This window comes from Flavihumibacter profundi (assembly GCF_020076305.1).
Lineage (GTDB): Bacteria > Bacteroidota > Bacteroidia > Chitinophagales > Chitinophagaceae > Flavihumibacter > Flavihumibacter profundi.
Genome location: NZ_JAIQXE010000002.1, coordinates 778,672 through 796,095, shown reverse-complemented (window position 1 = coordinate 796,095; position 17,424 = coordinate 778,672). Strand labels below are relative to the sequence as shown.

Here is a 17,424-nt window from a genome sequence, read left to right as displayed (position 1 = left end):
TAATTACAGGATGGTTATCCCTGCAATTAAAACAAGACTTTACAAAAGTACTGAATAGCACAGATTCAACGGGAACACTTATGCAGCGTTGGTCCGGTACCGTTCTTTCCGGTAAAACAATAATTCGGTTATTAATATCAGCAATAAGCTAACTGCTGTGGTTGCACCTACTTTTCCCAGAAAATACCAGAAATTTCCAAATTGAAGCCATTCCAGGAAGACCAGGTATCCATGGTGCAAAAATGTTAGCACAACAACAAATATTGAATAAGGTGCAAATCCCATACTGTGGATGGAAGGTGAACCATAACTCTGCTCAGCTCCCTCCTGCCTGATCAGCAGGTTTACCATAAATGGCCGGATATAGGCAATAAGCACACAAGCTGCGGCATGCAGGCCCGGTGTAACCAGGAAGTAGTCAAGTGTTAAACCAAAAATGAACGCAATGACCATTAACCAGGTGCGGTTTGTATTGAATGGTAGCCAAAGAATGAACAGGTAGTAGAGGTAAGGAACAATGAACCTGTGTAATGGCGGCACCTTATGCAGAATATATACCTGCACCAGGATGAAAACAACAAAACGGATAATATTTTTTACAAGATCACTCATTTATTTTCTGTGTCGCTGATTCCAGCTTGCGTTGTTCTTCTATTTGCTTATTCTGGACTACATATACAAACTGCACGGTTGAAAAATTGGTGGAACTGCGTAGGCGCAAAGTAAAGAAATTAGTACTTGGGTCATTAAATACTGAATCCACGGTGCCCACCATAATGTTGGCTGGAAAAATAGACGAAAGTTCGCTGGTAAGTACTGAGTCGCCTTTGGCGATTTTAATATTTTTGGGAATGTTCCTCATCTGGATAAAGTCAGGACTGACGCCATCCCAACTGATAATGCCCCGTTCCCCGGAATTTTTCAATTTCGCATCCACTTTAAACTGGCGGCTAAGCATTGTCATTACTGTGGAGAAATTTGCACTTGAATTGACCACCCTTCCAACCACTCCCTGCGGACTAATTACAGCCATATCAACATTCACCCCCTGGTCGGTTCCGCGATGTATTGTAAAGAAATTAGTTTGCGTTGTAATAAAACCACCCACCACTTTCGCCTCCAAATAGGTGTATTTCTGGTATTTAATCAATGAATCTACACGGATGGAATCTACAGCCACAAGGTGCATGGTGTCAGATTGCAGGTAATTACTTCTCAACAATGTCCTCAATTCCACATTTTCTTTGACCAATGCTTCATTGGTTTTCTTGAGCTTGAAATAATATTCGATGGTATTATACCGGTTATTCACCCTGCCGGTGATTTCACTGGCAACCCCCATAAAAGCAGCTTCATGGAATTTATTGTACCGGAATAGAAACGAAAGGGCCAGTACCTGAAGGGCAAGAAAAAACAGGAAATTGAAATAACGCCTGATGAACAGAAAGATATTACGCATGCCCCCCCTCCTCTTCTATCTTGAATCGAGCGCGTTTTTCTTTTCTGCTATAAATCATCATCGTCATCTTATCAGCGCATTACAAAAGGATAGCGGTCGTAATTTTTAAGCGCGATGCCCGTACCGCGTACCACGCTTTTCAGCGGATCATCTGCAACATGTACAGGAAGTTTAATTTTCTGGCTGAGTCGCTTGTCCAGCCCGCGAAGCAGTGCACCTCCGCCGGTAATATACAACCCCCTTCGATAGATATCTGCAGCAAGTTCCGGCGGGGTAGTCTCAAGGGCTTTAAGGATAGCCTCTTCAATTTTAAAAATGCTTTTATCGAGGGCTTCCGCAATTTCCTGGAAGCTCACCATGATCTGCTTAGGAATACCGGTTACCAGGTCACGGCCGTTAACAGGAATATCATCCGGTGGATTTTCAAGGTCTTTCATGGCTGCGCCAATCTGAATTTTGATCTGTTCGGCCGTTCTTTCACCAATAAGAAGGCTATGGTAACGGCGCAAGGCTTCCATGATATCCGCCGTAAACTCATCACCGGCAATCCGGATACTTTGGTCACAAACAATACCTGCAAGGGCAATCACAGTAATACCGGTAGTACCCCCGCCTATATCAATAATCATATTACCAACAGGCTCTTCCACATCGATGCCTATACCAAGGGCAGCCGCCATAGGCTCATGAATCAGGTAGACCTCCTTTGCACCTGCCTGTTCAGCACTGTCGCGTACAGCCCGCTTTTCTACTTCGGTAATGGAAGAAGGGATACAAATCATCATCCGCCAACTGGGGGGGAATAATGGTTTTTTGGGATAGATCATTTTGATCATTTCCCTTATCATTAGCTCGGCGGCATTGAAATCGGCAATAACCCCGTCTTTCAGGGGGCGCACCGTTCTGATGCTTTCGTGCGTCTTTTCATGCATCATCAGCGCACGCTTTCCTACAGCCAGCACATTTTTTGGATTGTTTCGATCCAAGGCTACTATAGAAGGCTCATTCACCACAATTTCATCGTTATGTATGATTAGGGTATTGGCAGTACCCAGATCCATCGCGATTTCCTGGGTCAGAAAATTGAATAATCCCATTTTTTGAGGTCAGATTTTTAATCAGGATATAATGTCAGCAAAATTGATGCAAATAATTCGATTTATCAAAGTAGTATGCATTGATTACCACTAATTTTTCCACAATTCGCCAACCTTTGCAAAACGGGCCCTTCCCGTATTTAGTGCAAAAACCCATATATTTTTTTAAAATACTAAATTGACGGTATGTCCAAGGGACCAAAGCTTATATCCAAAACTGTCTGGATATTGTCGCTGGTAAGCCTTTTCGCTGATTTCGCCAGTGAAATGCTTTACCCTGTTGTACCTGTATACCTGAAAGATATTGGTTTCTCCGTTGCTTTGATCGGAATTCTGGAAGGAGTTGCTGAATTTGTTGTTGGCTTAAGCAAGGGGTATTTCGGTAAACGTTCAGATATGAGTGGTTCCAGGCTGCCATTTGTGAAGCTAGGCTACTTCCTTAGTGCTATTTCTAAACCAATGATGGCCATCTTCACTTTCCCTATCTGGATTTTTGGTGCAAGAACAATCGACAGGCTCGGTAAAGGCATAAGGACCGCAGCCAGGGATGCCCTTTTAACGGGAGCTTCTACCACAGCAACGCGGGCAAGGGTATTCAATTTCCACCGAAGCTGGGATACGGTTGGGGCAATACTGGGACCTGTAACAGCTTTAACCTACCTCCTTTTTTTTCCGGGACAATACAAATCAATGTTTTTTTTGGCTTTGCTTCCCGGATTAGTTTCGGTTGCCCTGATTTTTACTTTACAGGAAGGAAAAGCCACACCGGCTATAAATTCAAAACCAGGCTTTTTCGGGTATTTCAGTTTCTGGATTGAAGGTGGAAATGACTTTCGAAGCCTGGTAACCGGACTACTGCTTTTTGCATTAGCCAACAGTTCAGATGCCTTCCTGCTTTTAAAAGCCAAATCCATTACCGGAAGTGACACCCTTACGATAGCAGCATATATTTTTTACAATATCGTATATGCGGCAAGCGCTTATCCCCTGGGTATGCTGGCCGACCGTTGGGGATATAAAAAGACATTGCTATCCGGGATCACTGTTTTTATAGTGGTATACCTGGGATTTGCGGTAAATAAAAGCGACACAGGCGTATTCCTGCTTTTCGGGATTTATGGTATTTATGCAGCGGCTACAGAAGGCATTATAAAAGCATGGATCAGCAACCTGGTTCCATTAAATAAAACTGCTACTGCCATTGGGTTCTATACATCCTGCCAAAGTATTTGTACACTTCTGGCAAGTACCATAGCCGGAATTATATGGTCCGGGGCAGGGCCTGTCTACACTTTTTTACTGGCAGCTGCTTTAGCCCTGGCAGCATTACTGCGCATTGCTTTCACCAGGTTCAGGCCGTTTATGGATAACCATTAATCAACTACATTTAACATACCCAAATTGCTTTTATGCCTAAAAACTCTCCCCTCCTTTTTCTTTTTATCATTTTTGTATTTTCAGCAGCTGCGCAAAAGAATTCAGCAAAAACCATTCCCCTTGGAAAAAATCCAAATGGGAAAGCCTATAATATCCGGGGGCTCAAAATGTATACAGAAACATATGGTAAAGGCCAGCCATTGCTGATTATCCATGGCAATGGAGGTTCCATGAAGGATTTCAGCAACCAGGTTCCCTATTTTATGTCCAATTACAAAGTTATCCTTGCCGACAGCCGTGACCAGGGAAGATCACCTGATCCCGGTGATTCATTATCCTATGAACAAATGGCTGACGATTACGCAGCCTTGCTGACTGCGATGAATATTGATTCGGCATTTGTAATTGGTTGGAGTGATGGAGGTATCAATGGTTTACTGCTTGCTATCAGGCATCCGGAAAAAGTGAAAAAGCTGGCCATAACGGGGGCAAATCTGTGGCCGGATTCTACTGCCGTTTACCCTGATGTGATTGAGCTGGTAAAAAACGATTACGACGCACTTCAGCATAAAACCAGTTTAACTGCCACAGAGCACAGGGGTAAAAAGCTTTTGAATTTATTAGTTAATGAGCCGCATATCACAACCGGCCAGTTGCAAACCATCAGTTGCCCTACTCTCGTAATAGGCGGAGACCACGATGTAATAAGGGAAGAACATACAATGCTCATATATCATAGTATACCCCGGGCTTATTTATGGATCCTTCCAAATTCTGGCCATAGCACACCCGTGCATTATAAAAACCAGTTCAATGCAACAGTTAAAGATTTTTTCAAAACGGGTTATAAACAAATAACCGGAAAAGAAAGGTTTTATTAACGGTTTAAGGTCATGCCTTGAATTTGGGCAATTTCAGGATGAAAATTTCGCCTCACACTTCAAATGCAAGGCTTCACAACCGCCTTTCCAGCAGACTATGCAGGGATAAGCCTCACAACATTGTATTGGATAGAAAATAGACATCCTGCAGTGGCGGCAGGTGCTATTTATGCAGATTTAATTCAATTGGGCATGGAAAAAGACCTTGGTCAAATTGCATTTCAAAAGGGGCTGACTCAGGAGTTCATAAATATGATCAAACCCAGGAATTACATGGGCAAATATCAACGCTCAAAAAACAAATCATCTCTGGTTAAAACTCCAAAAAAATTATTCAGAATCCGTAAAACCAAGCCGCTGTTCCATTTTTCGGTCCAGGACGGGCAATTTCCTGCGTTCTACGAGGAAACTGGTCAGTTGCGCGATTTCCTTAAAAATATAGTGTTTGTCCACCGCCCCTTTAAGGTATTCCTTTCCTGTACTTCCACCAGTGCCCACACGACTGCCTATCATCCGGTTCACCATATTCATATGCCTGTAACGCCAGGTACTGAGCTGTTCATCAATCTCCAGCAGCACATTCAATAACTGAAAAGGTAGTTGAAGAATGGGGTATCCCCTGTACAACATAATAAATAGCGCCGCGCGGCTTGACCTTGCCGAAAGCTGCCGGCCATCCACTCCATCTTTCATAAATACGGCATCGAAACCTTCCAGGTTATTTCGTTCATTTTCGGTTAGGCTTTCGTGGTATACAGCAGAATAACTGGACCACCAATCAGGGCTTTCATCCAAAAATGGCATTCTTTCGAGCCAGTCATTCAGTAAACCGATCAGCGGCTGTTCCGATTCCGCCTTTTTGATCAGGGCAATTTGCTCAGGCCGCAATTGCGAAATATAATATTCACGGCCATGCCTTTGCTGATACTGCAATCCCAGCCTGGCTTCCAACACCTTGAACTGCCAGCTCTGAAATCCTGATGCAGGTCGCAACATATCCCTGAAATCGAGAAAATCCATGGGCGTCATGGTTTCCATAATATCAATCTGCTGTACCAGTACTTTCAGGATAGTAACGGTTCTTTGAAGTCGGTGTACAACTGTTTGCAGTTCTGGGGAATTATCATTCAGGGAAGGCCTTTGTAAAATACTATTTACCGATTCCACTTCATACATAATCTGCTTAAACCACAATTCATAAGCCTGGTGAATAATGATGAACAGCATTTCATCATGGGCCGGCATCTGGTGCAGCTCGCTTTCCAGTTGCTGGGCACCTAATATTTTTTCCAGTTGCAGATAGTCGGAGTAGTGTACTGGTTTCATAATGAAAGGTGATAGGTGAATTGCAAACAGAACAATTTGAGAATCACTGAAACCGGGGCGTGCAGATCAGGATTCACGAAATTCGTACCCAATATCCTTCCGGTAGTACATACCATCAAAATGAATATTATTGAGAACCAACTTCGATTTCCTGACTGCTTCGGTTACTGAGTTCCCAAAAGATGTAACACATAGTACGCGGCCGCCATTAGTTACTGTCTGGCCCTCTTTAATGGCTGTTCCGGCATGAAACAATATTGAATCGGCCAACAAGGGCTGATCAAGCCCGCTGATTTTTTTGCCTTTCTCATATTCACCGGGGTATCCTCCACTTACTGCCACAACGGTGCAGGCTACCCGAGGGTCATGCACCACTGTGATTTTATCAAGTTCCTGCTTCCCGGTAGCTATAAATAATTCAACCAGGTCATTTTGAAGACGGGGTAGTACCACTTCAGTTTCAGGGTCCCCCATCCGGCAATTATATTCTATAACAAACGGTTCGCCGCCAACTTTTATCAGGCCAATAAAAACAAAGCCCTTGTATTCAATTTGCTCTTTTTTCAATCCGGCTACTGTAGGCCTGACTACCTGTTCAATCACTTTGTCCATAAAAGTTTCGTCGGCAAATGGAACCGGGCTGACAGCCCCCATACCACCTGTATTCAAACCTGTATCCCCTTCGCCAATCCTTTTATAGTCTTTAGCAGAAGGCAGAAGGACATAATTATGTCCGTCAGTTAACACAAACACACTCATTTCAATGCCTGAAAGGAATGCTTCAACTACAACTTTTTTGCCAGCCTCCCCAAACTTGCTTTGCCTGATCATTTGTTCAAATTCGCGTAAGGCTTCCTCACGGTCATTCAAAATCAAAACGCCTTTACCCGCAGCCAGGCCATCAGCTTTCAATACAATGGGTAAATCATGTTGCCGGATATAAGCCAGCCCTTCCTCAAAATTGCGGTCATCAAACTCACGGTAAGCAGCAGTCGGAATTGCATGCCTGTCCATGAATGCTTTGGCAAATGCCTTCGAACCTTCAAGTTGTGCGCCGTATTGAGCAGGACCAATTATTGGCATACCCTCCACAGGGTTGGCCTTGAAATAATCCACAATACCTAATACCAATGGCTCCTCCGGACCAACTACCAGTAATCCGATTTTTTTTTCTGCACAAAACTGCCTGATCGCCGGAAAATCGGTGACTGAAATTGGAATATTAGTACCATAGGAACTGGTTCCCGCATTACCCGGTGAAATATACAATTGATCACAATGGACACTCTGCGACATTTTCCAGGCAAAAGCATGTTCCCGACCACCAGAACCAAGGAGCAATATATTCATGACGATTGTTTCTGGGTGCGAAAATAGAGAAATGCCATCAAAAGCCGCTCTAGACCCTGCTGTATCAATTTTATCCTTATTTTGGCTGCTTATAACCAACAGCTTTAACCAACCATCAAGAAATTTCATCATGTCTCAAACCCCGATTGCTGCACAGAAGGGCCACCCGAAAGGATTAAGTGTTCTTTTCGCCACAGAAATGTGGGAACGTTTCAATTTCTATGGCATGAGGGCCATCCTGGTCCTGTTCATGACCAAAGCTTTGCTGTTTGACAAGGTTTTTGCTTCCCAGTTATACGGAAGCTATACCAGCCTGATCTATCTTACTCCGCTGTTGGGTGGTTATATTGCTGACCGCTACTGGGGCAACCAAAAATCAATTATTGCAGGTGGATTGGTGATGGCCATGGGAGAATTCGTACTTTTCTTCTGCGGATCATTATACCAGTCAAACCCACAATTGTCCATGCTGCTCTTCTTTTCAGGCCTTGGCCTGATGATTGCCGGCAATGGATTTTTTAAACCGAATATTTCCTCCCTGGTCGGACAACTTTACCCAAAAGGCGACATAAGGATTGACCCGGCCTATACTATATTTTACATGGGCATAAATGTTGGTGGCGCCCTGGGGCCTTTTGTATGCGGACTTGTCGGCGATACCGGCAACCCTGCTGATTTTAAATGGGCCTTCCTCGCAGGCGGCATTGGAATGCTTATTAGTGTTGTGATCCAATTCCTGTTCAATAATAAATATGTTACCGACCCCAATGGTGATCCCCTGGGAAAAGTTCCGGTCACTGCCCCAAAGTTTGCCATACAGCCATTGGTTATGATTATTAGCCTGGTATTATTATCATTTACAACTATTGGATTATTATATATTGACGCAAAAGTTGTCAACTATTTATTCTACTTTTTAATCGCCTGTATCCTTTTCATTGCCTTCATTATTTTTTCAGATAAAACTTTAATCAGTGCAGAGAAGAGTAAAGTTGGCGTCATATTCGTCGTTTCCTTTTTCGTTATATTTTTCTGGAGCGCATTTGAACAGGCTGGCGCATCGCTGACTTTCTTTGCATCAGAACAAACGCAAAGGCAGGTAGGCAGTTTTACCGTTCCCGCCAGCTTCTTCCAATCACTCAATTCTACTTTCGTTGTATTGTTTGCCCCTTTATTTGCCTGGCTATGGATAAAGCTTGGTAAACATGAACCATCCTCACCTACAAAAATGGCTGCAGGTCTTTTCCTGCTCGCATTAGGCTACCTGTGGATCGCTTTCGGGGTTAAAGATGTTCAAGCCGGAATAAAAGTGAGCATGATCTGGCTTACAGGAATGTATGCCATGCATACCTGCGGAGAACTTTGCCTTTCACCTATAGGGCTTTCCCTGGTGAACAAACTGGCTCCTGTAAAATTCGCTTCCCTGCTCATGGCAGTTTGGTTTACTGCAAACGCATTTGCCAATAAATTCGCGGGCTTGCTCAGCTCTCTCTATCCGGATGGGAAAACAACCAGTTTCCTTGGTTACCAGATGAGTAACCTGTATGAATTCTTTATGCTTTTTGTTTTTATGGCAGGAAGTGCTTCACTGATCCTTTTCCTGCTGACCAGAAAATTACAGCGCATGATGAACCAATAAGGGATATCCGAAACAAAAAAGTGATCAGTTGTTCTTAAAGGGCACTATCATTTCAAAGGCAGGGATGTCGACATCAAAAAATTTTCGGGTGTCGACATTTTCCATTTGATAGGTGCCCGACATACGGCCCATTTCAGACCGCAGGTTACACCCGCTTACATATTGGTATCGCTCGGAAGGCTGAAGAACCGGCTGGACCCCAACAACACCTTCACCTTCAACTTCCCTGAACTCACCATTAGAGTCAAAAATATGCCAGTGCCTCCGGTGAAGTTTTACGGGAAAATGGTTATGGTTATCAATGGTAATCCTGTAGGCAAACATGAATTCACCTGAAAGCGGGTTGGAATAATCGGGCTGATAATAAGTTTCCACACTCACTTCAACTCCCTGTGTGGTAGTACTGCTCATTCCCTGAATTTTATTTAAAGATATAAATATACAACCGCAGAAGCCAGTTTTTGTTCAATATTTAACGCTTGAATAATCGCCCGGGCTTACCTTTGCAGCGCCTGCCGTGGCAATGCCCGCAAATAGGAGCCTAATTCAACAAATACACACATATGAAAATAGCAGTAGCTAAAGGGGATGGTATCGGCCCGGAAATCATGGAAGCCGTACTAAATATATTTAAAGCCAACCAGGTTCGGCTGGAATATGAATTTGTAGATATGGGTAAGTGGGTATTTGACAAAGGGTATTCCAATGGAATGACCCCTGAAGCACAACAATCTATCGAATCTCTGGGTATCCTGTTCAAAGGGCCTATGGAAACACCAAAGGGGAAAGGTGTAAAAAGCGTAAATGTGACTGCCAGGAAAACCTGGAACACCTATGCCAACAAGCGGGTTTTCCAGACCCTGCATGGCGTTGATACCGTTTTCAGCAAAGCCGGCATACCCATTGACATCACGATTGTCAGGGAAAATATTGAAGATACCTACGGGGGAATTGAGCATATGCCTACTCATGATGTGGCACTCAGCAGGAGGTTTATAACCCGTCCGGGCAGCCTCCAGGTAATTAAATATGCTTTTGAAATGGCCAGTAAAAACGGGTCAAAGCGTATAACCTGCGGCCATAAGGCCAATATCATGAAAATTACAGATGGACTGTTCCTGGAAGTTTTTTATGAAGTAGCCAAGGAATACCCCCACCTTAAAGCTGATGATGTAATTGTTGATGACCTCTGCATGAAACTCGTAAGCCGTCCGCAGGAATTTGATGTAGTGGTACTAACCAACCTGCAGGGTGATATTGTAAGCGACCTTTGCGCCGGATTAGTTGGCGGACTTGGTTTTGCCCCTTCTGCGAATATTGGTGACCATATCTGCATTTTTGAGGCTGTGCATGGAACTGCACCTGATATTGCCGGTAAAAATATTGCCAACCCCACTGCTTTGTTATTAAGTGGAATTGCCATGTTGCGCCACCTCGGGTTAATGGAAAATGCTGCCACTATTGAAAATTCATTACTCTATACGCTGGAAAGTGGTGTTCATACCGGCGATTTTGGCGATAAAGCCAAAGCATCTGTAAATACCACGGAATTTGCCAATGCAATTATTAACAACCTGGGAAAAGTACCTGAACATGGTGCCCGCCCGATGTTACCTAATAAGCCGGTTACACCTACAATTTTCAAGCTCGAAGAAAACCCCATGATCATGTCAAAAGATCCTGGAAATGATATGATCATAGGGGTTGATATGTTTATTGAAAGCAGTGAGCAACCAAATGTTGTTGCCGAAAAATGCCTTTTGCGCACCGGCGACCTGTTCAGGCTTGTTACAGTAAGTAACCGCGGAACACAGGTATGGCCAAAGGGATCTGTATTCACCAATATGGTGAACCAGTATTGTGCACGTTTTGAGAGTGTTGGGAATATTGAAGTTACCCAAACAGATATCCTTGAACTCTATAGAAGACTGATGGCAGATTTTAAAATCTGTTCCACTGAACTGCTCAATATGTGGGGCGATAAAAAAGCGTATAGCCTGGCCCAGGGACAATAAATTTCTTCCTGAATATTTACTACCGGAGATTATACCCCAAAAGGATAAGTCTCCGGTATTACTTTTCCGTTCGGCGCTATATGCAAAGGATGGACCGCCTTTGTTTCATCAAGATAAATAAAGGCATCGTAGCGTAATGGCAAAATTGTTGGCACATAGTTGCCATATTGTTCATATACCGGGTTATATACAACCCCAATAGCCCGGTGTCCTAAATGGCTTTCCATGAATTGATTATTTTCCCGGAAATCAGCGGTCAATAATAACTTATCAGATGCACCGGCCTTATGCAGCAAATACTCCCAGCTACCCTCTTTCACCTCACCCATCTGCATTTCCTGCATTTCTGCACCCCAGTTCCTGCCTGCCATCACTGTGCCTCTGGCAGAACCAAATCCCACCAGTACAACCCCTTTATCAGCATGTGAAACCCTGGCCAGCTCCCCAATATTAAACATGCCTTCATCTACCATATCAGTGGCCCTTGCATCGCCAACATGCGTATTATGCGCCCACACAATTACTTTAGACTGATCACCATGAAATTTTAACAAGCGTTCCAGGGTATCTGACATATGCCTGTCACGCAGATTCCAGCTATCCGGCCCACCAGCAACCATTGCCCGGTAATACTTCTCTGCATTCACCGCGATCATTGCATTTTGTTCAGCGTTGAAAACATTTTCGTGGTCTGAATTATACTGGGGCAGTTTTCGTTGGATCTCCTTCAGTAATTGCATTACTTCCTGCTGGCAAAGTTCAGGTACCAACCTGCTTGCCTGTGCATAAGAACGACCTTCATCTTTCCTGAATGGCTCAAAACAGGAAAATGCTTGCTCCGCAATTTTCAAAGCCCCGGCATCTGTTTTCTGCAAATATTGCATGATGCTTTCCATGCTTTCCCAAAGGCTATATACATCTAACCCGTAGAAGCCAACTTTCTGATTTAACCTTAAACCCTGGTTATGCTTTTGAAGCCAATCTGCAAGTGCTACCATTTCCCAGTTGGCCCACATCCAGGTAGGCCATCGATCAAAGGCATGCAATACCTTAAAGGCACTCTTATTTTCAGTATCATATCCTTTTATAAATCGATTCAACCGGTAACAATCAGGCCAGTCGCCTTCAACAGCAATAAAATTAAAGCCCTTCTCCTCAACCAGGTGCCTGGTGATATGCGCACGCCAGGTATAGTATTCATGTGTACCATGACTTGCCTCACCCAGCATTACGATTCTCGCATCGCCGACCAGGTCATAAAGCGGCTTAAGGTCTGCTTTACTTTTAAGTGGATAAGCCCATTGCTTAATTGCACTGATCGCTTCCAGTTCTCCAATATTGGCCTTTTTGGTAAAATAGTGCGGCATAAAGTTTTTTTTACCAGTGAATAATACTCAGGGTTCTTCTTCTGTATCTGTAATAATGAACTCATCATCAGAACTCCTGCCTAGTTCATTTAATTCTTTGAATGTAAAATCATCCATTCCCGTAGTCTGCTCCCATTTGCCTTTTTCCATTTTCAGTATCTGGACAGACAAACCAAAACGCTGCTGAAACTCCTTTTCGACATCGGCAATTTTATACCAGGGCTGAATTTCCAAAACTGCGGAAACGTGGGTGTTTTTAATATCCCCGATTTTTTCGGAAGGCGGCAATTCTTCATTATCTTTTGATGGCTGGTATTTTTTGTGGGTATGTTTAAAAAAACCGATTCTCAGGTATGGATAAAAGTCTGAAAAACTTTCCTGTATGTCCTTTATGGTTGTATTATCGTGAATATTTAGAAACATGGCTTCATGAATTTTATTGAATGGAACTACTTACCATTTCTCCCAATGGATATTTTTTTCATCAAACTTATCCTGTGCTTTGTCCTCCCCGGTTGGATGGCCAATAGGAATTAAATTCAACGGGATAACCTCTTCCGGAATACCCAACTCTTTCCTGACAAAACCCATCAGGTTTTTATTCGGGTATACAGCGGTCCAGACCGCCCCTAAACCAAGAGCTTCCGCCGCAAGCAAAATATTTTCAGAGGCGCAGGAACAATCCAGGATAGCAAATTCCCCGCTTCCAAAAGCGGCCTCACCAGGCAAGGCACAAACCAAAATGCAGGTACCTGCCTTCGAAAGCATTTTTGCATAGGGCAATCCCGCAGATAACCTTTCCAGTTCCGCCTTTTCAGTTATAACAAGAAATTTCCACGGCATCATATGGACAGCTGCGGGCGCGGCCATGGCTGCCCTTAGAATTTCCAGGACATCTGCCCTGGAAACAGGCTTGCCGGTAAAATTCCGGACACTCTTCCTTTGAAGAATGACTGTCATAGCGTCCTTTTTTAGCTTTGCTTCCATCATAACGAAGCTATACATATACCTGCTCATGTTCAATGATATCCATTAGCAAGAGAAATGATGTTGGTCAAACATCCGCGAACCAGCTGAAACCCGGAAAAGGAGTGGGAATAAGTGACCGCAATCATATAGTCGTTTGAGTTACGTCATTCAGAAAGCGTAACCTATGAAATACTTTTAGCTTCCATTCAATTAAAAAGACCTGTTATGCTGAACGAAAAACTACCCGGGGAAGATTTAATTTCCCTGCAAAAGGAAAAAGGAAAGATTTGTATTTCCATTATTGTGCCAACACATAAGACGTCTCCTGAAAGGAGAATAGATGAACTGGCTGTTACAAGAGCAGTAAAATCTGCAACAGAATACCTGAATTATAAATATCCGGATACAGATACAAAGCCACTACTCCGTTCACTGGAAGAACTGGTTCAGGAAATTGACTACACCCACAATTCCGAAGGGATCGGATTGTATGTTTCCCCTGGCTTTAAATTATCTGTGAAATATCCATTCCCGATAGAGGAAAAGGTAATTGTCGGCGAATCATTCGAAGTACGCGATTTGCTGTACAAACAAAATTTCGCAAATCCCTATTTTGTATTACTATTATCCGAAAAAGGGGTTCACCTTCTGGAAGGATCATGGTCTCAGCTAAGTGAAATAACCGACAAGAATTTCCCCAGGAAATACACTGAAGAATATATTTATAGCAAACCCAGCAAACCCACTTCTTATTCAGGTTACACACACGAAAAGGGGTTTGAAAAAGACAAATCGGAACTGATAGAAATCAGGGCAAAGGACTTTTTCCGCGAAGCAGATGAATTGCTAAAGGATTACCTTATTGGGGAAACACCGCTGGTGGTAGTGGGGGTTGAAAAAGAATTGTCCTGGTTTGAGGATATTTCAAAGCACCGCCAGCACATCATCAAAAAGATTCACGGGAATTATGCCCATTCCAACCCCAAACAGATTGCAGACATCGTATGGCCGGAAATGCTTGCCCATTTTGAACAAAAAAGAAATGACCTGATTAAGGATTTTGTAGAAAAACTTGGCACACATCTTGGCACAAGCGGGATCCAGGATGTATGGCAGGCGGCAAAGGAAGGGAAAGCGCTTAAATTGCTGGTAGAGAAAGATTACCGCTGTCCGGGTTTTACAGACAAGGAAGGTTATCATTTATACCTGCGGCCACCGGAAAAAACCCATAACATATTAGCAGATGCAGTAGACGACCTGATTGAAATGGTACTCAACAAAAATGGCCAGGTGTATTTCACAGAAAATGGCAGTTTATCTGACTACGAAAAAATTGCATTAATAACTAGATACTGATCCCGTTTTATTCTGTTTAAAAATCAGACTACATGAACCCATCCGGCAGCAGCAATTCACCACAATCAAATCCCCCAAAAAGGGAACCTGCCGGAAGGGGTTTTAATTGGTGGTGGATATACCTTTTTATTTTAACATTCCTGCTGTTCCCGCTATTCTCGAATATTTTTTCATCAGGCGAAGAAATTACCTGGCAAAAATTTGAAAGGGACATTCTGCCACGCAAAGCAGTTGAAAAGATTGTAGTTGTCAATAATGAAAAAGCAGAAATATATATTAAAAAGGAATTTGCGAATGATTCCGCTTTTAAGGATGTTTTAAAACCCGCATTTGGGAAAGGAGAAAGTCCCGGACCCCATTATATCATAAGCATTGGTTCGGTAGAAAGCTTTGAACGAAAACTTGATGAAGCGGAAAAAAACTTTAGTGCTGATGAAAGGATTAATGTCAGTTATGTAAAGAAAACAAACTGGACCTGGGGTATATTAAGTTGGGTGCTTCCCTTTTTACTGCTTTTTGCGCTATGGAATTTTTTATTGCGCAGATCCGGAGGGATGGGCGGAGGGGTGGGAGGAACCTCAATATTCAACTTTGGGAAGTCTACAGCTACTTTAATAGAAAAGCAGAAAAGCAACATCACTTTTGATGATGTAGCCGGACTGGAAGAAGCTGAAATGGAGGTAAGGGAGATTGTTGATTTCCTTAAGAATCCTGAAACTTTTACAAAACTGGGCGCAAAAATACCAAGGGGGGTTATGCTGGTTGGACCTCCAGGAACCGGCAAGACTTTATTGGCCAAAGCAGTAGCAGGTGAAGCGCAGGTGCCGTTTTTCTCTATTTCGGGATCAGAGTTTGTTGAAATGTTTGTTGGTGTAGGCGCATCGCGGGTGCGCGATTTATTCAAACAGGCAAAGGAAAAAGCGCCTTGTATTGTTTTCATAGATGAAATTGATGCCATCGGCAGATCGAGGGGAAAGGGTGCATTCCTGAGCGGCGCTAATGATGAAAGAGAAAGCACGCTCAACCAGTTATTAACTGAAATGGATGGTTTTGGCACGAATAGCGGGGTGATCGTTTTGGCCGCTACCAACCGTGCAGATATGCTCGACCCTGCATTGTTGCGTCCCGGCAGGTTTGACCGGCATATTTACCTTGAATTACCTAACATGAAGGAACGGGAGGAAATATTTAAGGTGCATATGCGTCCCCTTATAATGGATGACACCATTGATATTCATTTTCTTGCAGGGCAAACCCCGGGTTTTTCCGGTGCAGATATTGCAAACATCTGTAACGAATCTGCTTTGATAGCCGCAAGAAAAAAAAGGGAGAAAATCGGGCGGGATGATTTTTTAGACGCCATAGACAGGGTAGTTGCCGGTTTGGAAAAGAAAAGTAAAATCATATCACCCGAAGAGAAAAAAATCATTGCCTACCATGAAGCCGGTCATGCCCTGGTCAGCTGGCTGCTCAGCCGTGTTGACCCTCTGGTAAAAGTTTCCATTATTCCCCGGGGGAAGTCACTAGGCGCAGCCTGGTACCTGCCGGAAGAAAAGCAACTCAGGAGTGAAACCACTTTCACTGAACATTTATGTGCCACGCTTGGCGGAAGGGCTGCAGAGGATATAATATTTGGTGAAGTTTCTTCGGGCGCCTTGGATGACCTTGAAAAAGTTACCCGCGAAGCATACATGATGGTCACTTATTATGGTTTCAATAAAAAAATCGGTAATATCAGTTTTTATGATTCCACCGGACAACGGGATATGGGAATTCAAAAACCATATAGCGAGGAAACCGGGAAGCTCATTGATGAAGAAGTAAGGAAATTAGTTGGTGAAGCTTATGAACGCACTAAAGGAATCCTACAACAAAATAAAGAATCATTGCAGAAAATCGCCGAACTGCTTCTCAGAAAGGAAATCATTTTCAAGGATGACCTTGAAAGCATTTTAGGCAAGCGCCCGGAAACTTCTGTGAAGAAATCGTAAACAAAGGCGACTTCAATAAGGTAGTTTCCGGGTAATAGCAAAGGATACAAATGCAGTCGCCATCATGACAACCACAGCCAACAGCAGCAATAGGCGGGCACGCCGGATTGCCTCAGTATCTTTAAACCGTTTCCCTTCGTACCATGCATAGGCGCTATACATGGCAAGCAGTGCTCCACCTGTGAAAATCAACTGGTACAGCCCCCAGGTTGCATCAGCAGCATTAAGGAGGGTCATACTTTTCTGGTTTTTGCATATCCGTTTTTCAGCAGCCATTGAAGAACTTTTTCGCGCTGGTCGCCCTGAACAATTGCCTCCCCGCCTTTTACAGACCCACCGGTTCCGCAAAAATTCTTAAGTTGTTTGCCCAGTGCTTCAAGGTCTTCTGTAAGTCCGGTAAAGCCGGTAACCAGTGTAACGGCTTTGCCACCACGCTGTTTGGTGTCAAGCCGTACACGCAACAATTGCTTATCAGGCGAAACTGTTTCTACTACCTGCTGATCTTCGGCTTCAAACTTAAAATCCGGATCGGTTGAATATACCAGTCCGTTTTTGCCGGTTGGCTTTTTCTTTGACATAGCTCAAAGTTAGGGAATG

The 17,424-nt window shown here is 43.5% G+C and carries 17 protein-coding genes; 6 read left to right on the top strand and 11 right to left on the bottom strand.

The features are described from left to right. Nucleotides 1-78: 78 nt before the first annotated feature. The 3 genes from LAQ65_RS13255 to LAQ65_RS13245 form a co-directional block, all read right to left on the bottom strand. The gene (locus tag LAQ65_RS13255) at nucleotides 79-612 is read right to left on the bottom strand and encodes a rod shape-determining protein MreD (protein WP_224117453.1); all 534 of its coding nucleotides are present in this window, start codon (nucleotides 610-612) and stop codon (nucleotides 79-81) included. Continuing rightward, the gene (mreC, locus tag LAQ65_RS13250; RefSeq protein WP_224117452.1) at nucleotides 605-1,459 is read right to left on the bottom strand and encodes a rod shape-determining protein MreC; all 855 of its coding nucleotides are present in this window, start codon (nucleotides 1,457-1,459) and stop codon (nucleotides 605-607) included. The genes LAQ65_RS13255 and mreC overlap by 8 nt, the downstream gene beginning before the upstream one ends. 71 nt (nucleotides 1,460-1,530) lie before the next feature. Then, a complete protein-coding gene (locus LAQ65_RS13245) occupies nucleotides 1,531-2,556 on the bottom strand; it encodes a rod shape-determining protein (RefSeq protein WP_039139756.1) in 1,026 nt (341 codons plus the stop codon). Between the two features lie 186 nt (nucleotides 2,557-2,742). Between LAQ65_RS13245 and LAQ65_RS13240 the strand changes: the two genes are divergently transcribed. Both LAQ65_RS13240 and LAQ65_RS13235 read left to right on the top strand, forming a co-directional pair. Next, nucleotides 2,743-3,933, top strand: a complete 1,191-nt coding sequence (locus LAQ65_RS13240; RefSeq protein WP_224117451.1) for an MFS transporter — start codon at nucleotides 2,743-2,745, stop codon at nucleotides 3,931-3,933. A gap of 32 nt (nucleotides 3,934-3,965) precedes the next feature. Continuing rightward, nucleotides 3,966-4,814 (top strand): alpha/beta fold hydrolase, encoded by an 849-nt coding sequence (locus LAQ65_RS13235; RefSeq protein ID WP_224117450.1) that lies wholly within the window; start codon nucleotides 3,966-3,968, stop codon nucleotides 4,812-4,814. A 330-nt stretch (nucleotides 4,815-5,144) separates the two neighbouring features. Here LAQ65_RS13235 and LAQ65_RS13230 read toward each other — a convergent pair whose 3' ends face one another. Together LAQ65_RS13230 and purD are read right to left on the bottom strand one after the other, a co-directional pair. Beyond that, nucleotides 5,145-6,140: a tryptophan 2,3-dioxygenase gene (locus LAQ65_RS13230; RefSeq protein WP_224117449.1), complete on the bottom strand. Its 996-nt coding sequence runs from the start codon at nucleotides 6,138-6,140 to the stop codon at nucleotides 5,145-5,147. 66 nt (nucleotides 6,141-6,206) lie between these two features. Then, entirely contained in the window at nucleotides 6,207-7,490 is a 1,284-nt protein-coding gene (gene purD, locus LAQ65_RS13225) for a phosphoribosylamine--glycine ligase (protein WP_224117448.1), read from the bottom strand. Nucleotides 7,491-7,620: 130 nt separating this feature from the next. On the opposite strand from purD, the gene LAQ65_RS13220 reads away from it, so the two are divergent. Then, on the top strand, nucleotides 7,621-9,129 hold the full coding sequence (locus LAQ65_RS13220) for a peptide MFS transporter (protein WP_224117447.1): 1,509 nt from the start codon (nucleotides 7,621-7,623) through the stop codon (nucleotides 9,127-9,129). Between the two features lie 24 nt (nucleotides 9,130-9,153). Here LAQ65_RS13220 and apaG read toward each other — a convergent pair whose 3' ends face one another. Continuing rightward, on the bottom strand, nucleotides 9,154-9,540 hold the full coding sequence (apaG, locus tag LAQ65_RS13215) for a Co2+/Mg2+ efflux protein ApaG (protein WP_224117446.1): 387 nt from the start codon (nucleotides 9,538-9,540) through the stop codon (nucleotides 9,154-9,156). Nucleotides 9,541-9,692: 152 nt separating this feature from the next. Between apaG and LAQ65_RS13210 the strand changes: the two genes are divergently transcribed. After that, a complete protein-coding gene (locus LAQ65_RS13210) occupies nucleotides 9,693-11,144 on the top strand; it encodes an NADP-dependent isocitrate dehydrogenase (RefSeq protein ID WP_224117445.1) in 1,452 nt (483 codons plus the stop codon). Between the two features lie 29 nt (nucleotides 11,145-11,173). Here the strand turns inward: LAQ65_RS13210 and LAQ65_RS13205 are convergent, their stop codons facing one another. Genes LAQ65_RS13205 through LAQ65_RS13195 form a run of 3 tightly spaced genes read right to left on the bottom strand, consistent with a single transcriptional unit; the run spans nucleotide 11,174 to nucleotide 13,471 of the window. Beyond that, nucleotides 11,174-12,511, bottom strand: a complete 1,338-nt coding sequence (locus LAQ65_RS13205) for an erythromycin esterase family protein (RefSeq protein WP_224117444.1) — start codon at nucleotides 12,509-12,511, stop codon at nucleotides 11,174-11,176. 27 nt (nucleotides 12,512-12,538) lie between these two features. Then, on the bottom strand, nucleotides 12,539-12,934 hold the full coding sequence (locus tag LAQ65_RS13200) for a hypothetical protein (RefSeq protein WP_224117443.1): 396 nt from the start codon (nucleotides 12,932-12,934) through the stop codon (nucleotides 12,539-12,541). Nucleotides 12,935-12,964: 30 nt separating this feature from the next. Continuing rightward, a complete protein-coding gene (locus LAQ65_RS13195) occupies nucleotides 12,965-13,471 on the bottom strand; it encodes a nitroreductase family protein (protein ID WP_224117442.1) in 507 nt (168 codons plus the stop codon). 234 nt (nucleotides 13,472-13,705) lie between these two features. Between LAQ65_RS13195 and LAQ65_RS13190 the strand changes: the two genes are divergently transcribed. Beyond that, nucleotides 13,706-14,836 carry a baeRF3 domain-containing protein gene (locus LAQ65_RS13190; RefSeq protein WP_224117441.1) on the top strand — a complete coding sequence of 377 codons (1,131 nt, stop codon included), beginning with the start codon at nucleotides 13,706-13,708 and terminating at the stop codon, nucleotides 14,834-14,836. Nucleotides 14,837-14,868: 32 nt separating this feature from the next. Continuing rightward, nucleotides 14,869-16,827, top strand: a complete 1,959-nt coding sequence (gene ftsH / locus LAQ65_RS13185) for an ATP-dependent zinc metalloprotease FtsH (RefSeq protein WP_224117440.1) — start codon at nucleotides 14,869-14,871, stop codon at nucleotides 16,825-16,827. 12 nt (nucleotides 16,828-16,839) lie between these two features. Here the strand turns inward: ftsH and LAQ65_RS13180 are convergent, their stop codons facing one another. Continuing rightward, nucleotides 16,840-17,064 (bottom strand): hypothetical protein, encoded by a 225-nt coding sequence (locus LAQ65_RS13180; RefSeq protein ID WP_224117439.1) that lies wholly within the window; start codon nucleotides 17,062-17,064, stop codon nucleotides 16,840-16,842. Next, nucleotides 17,061-17,405, bottom strand: a complete 345-nt coding sequence (locus LAQ65_RS13175) for a translation initiation factor (protein WP_224117438.1) — start codon at nucleotides 17,403-17,405, stop codon at nucleotides 17,061-17,063. The genes LAQ65_RS13180 and LAQ65_RS13175 overlap by 4 nt, the downstream gene beginning before the upstream one ends. Between the last annotated feature and the right edge of the window lie 19 nt (nucleotides 17,406-17,424).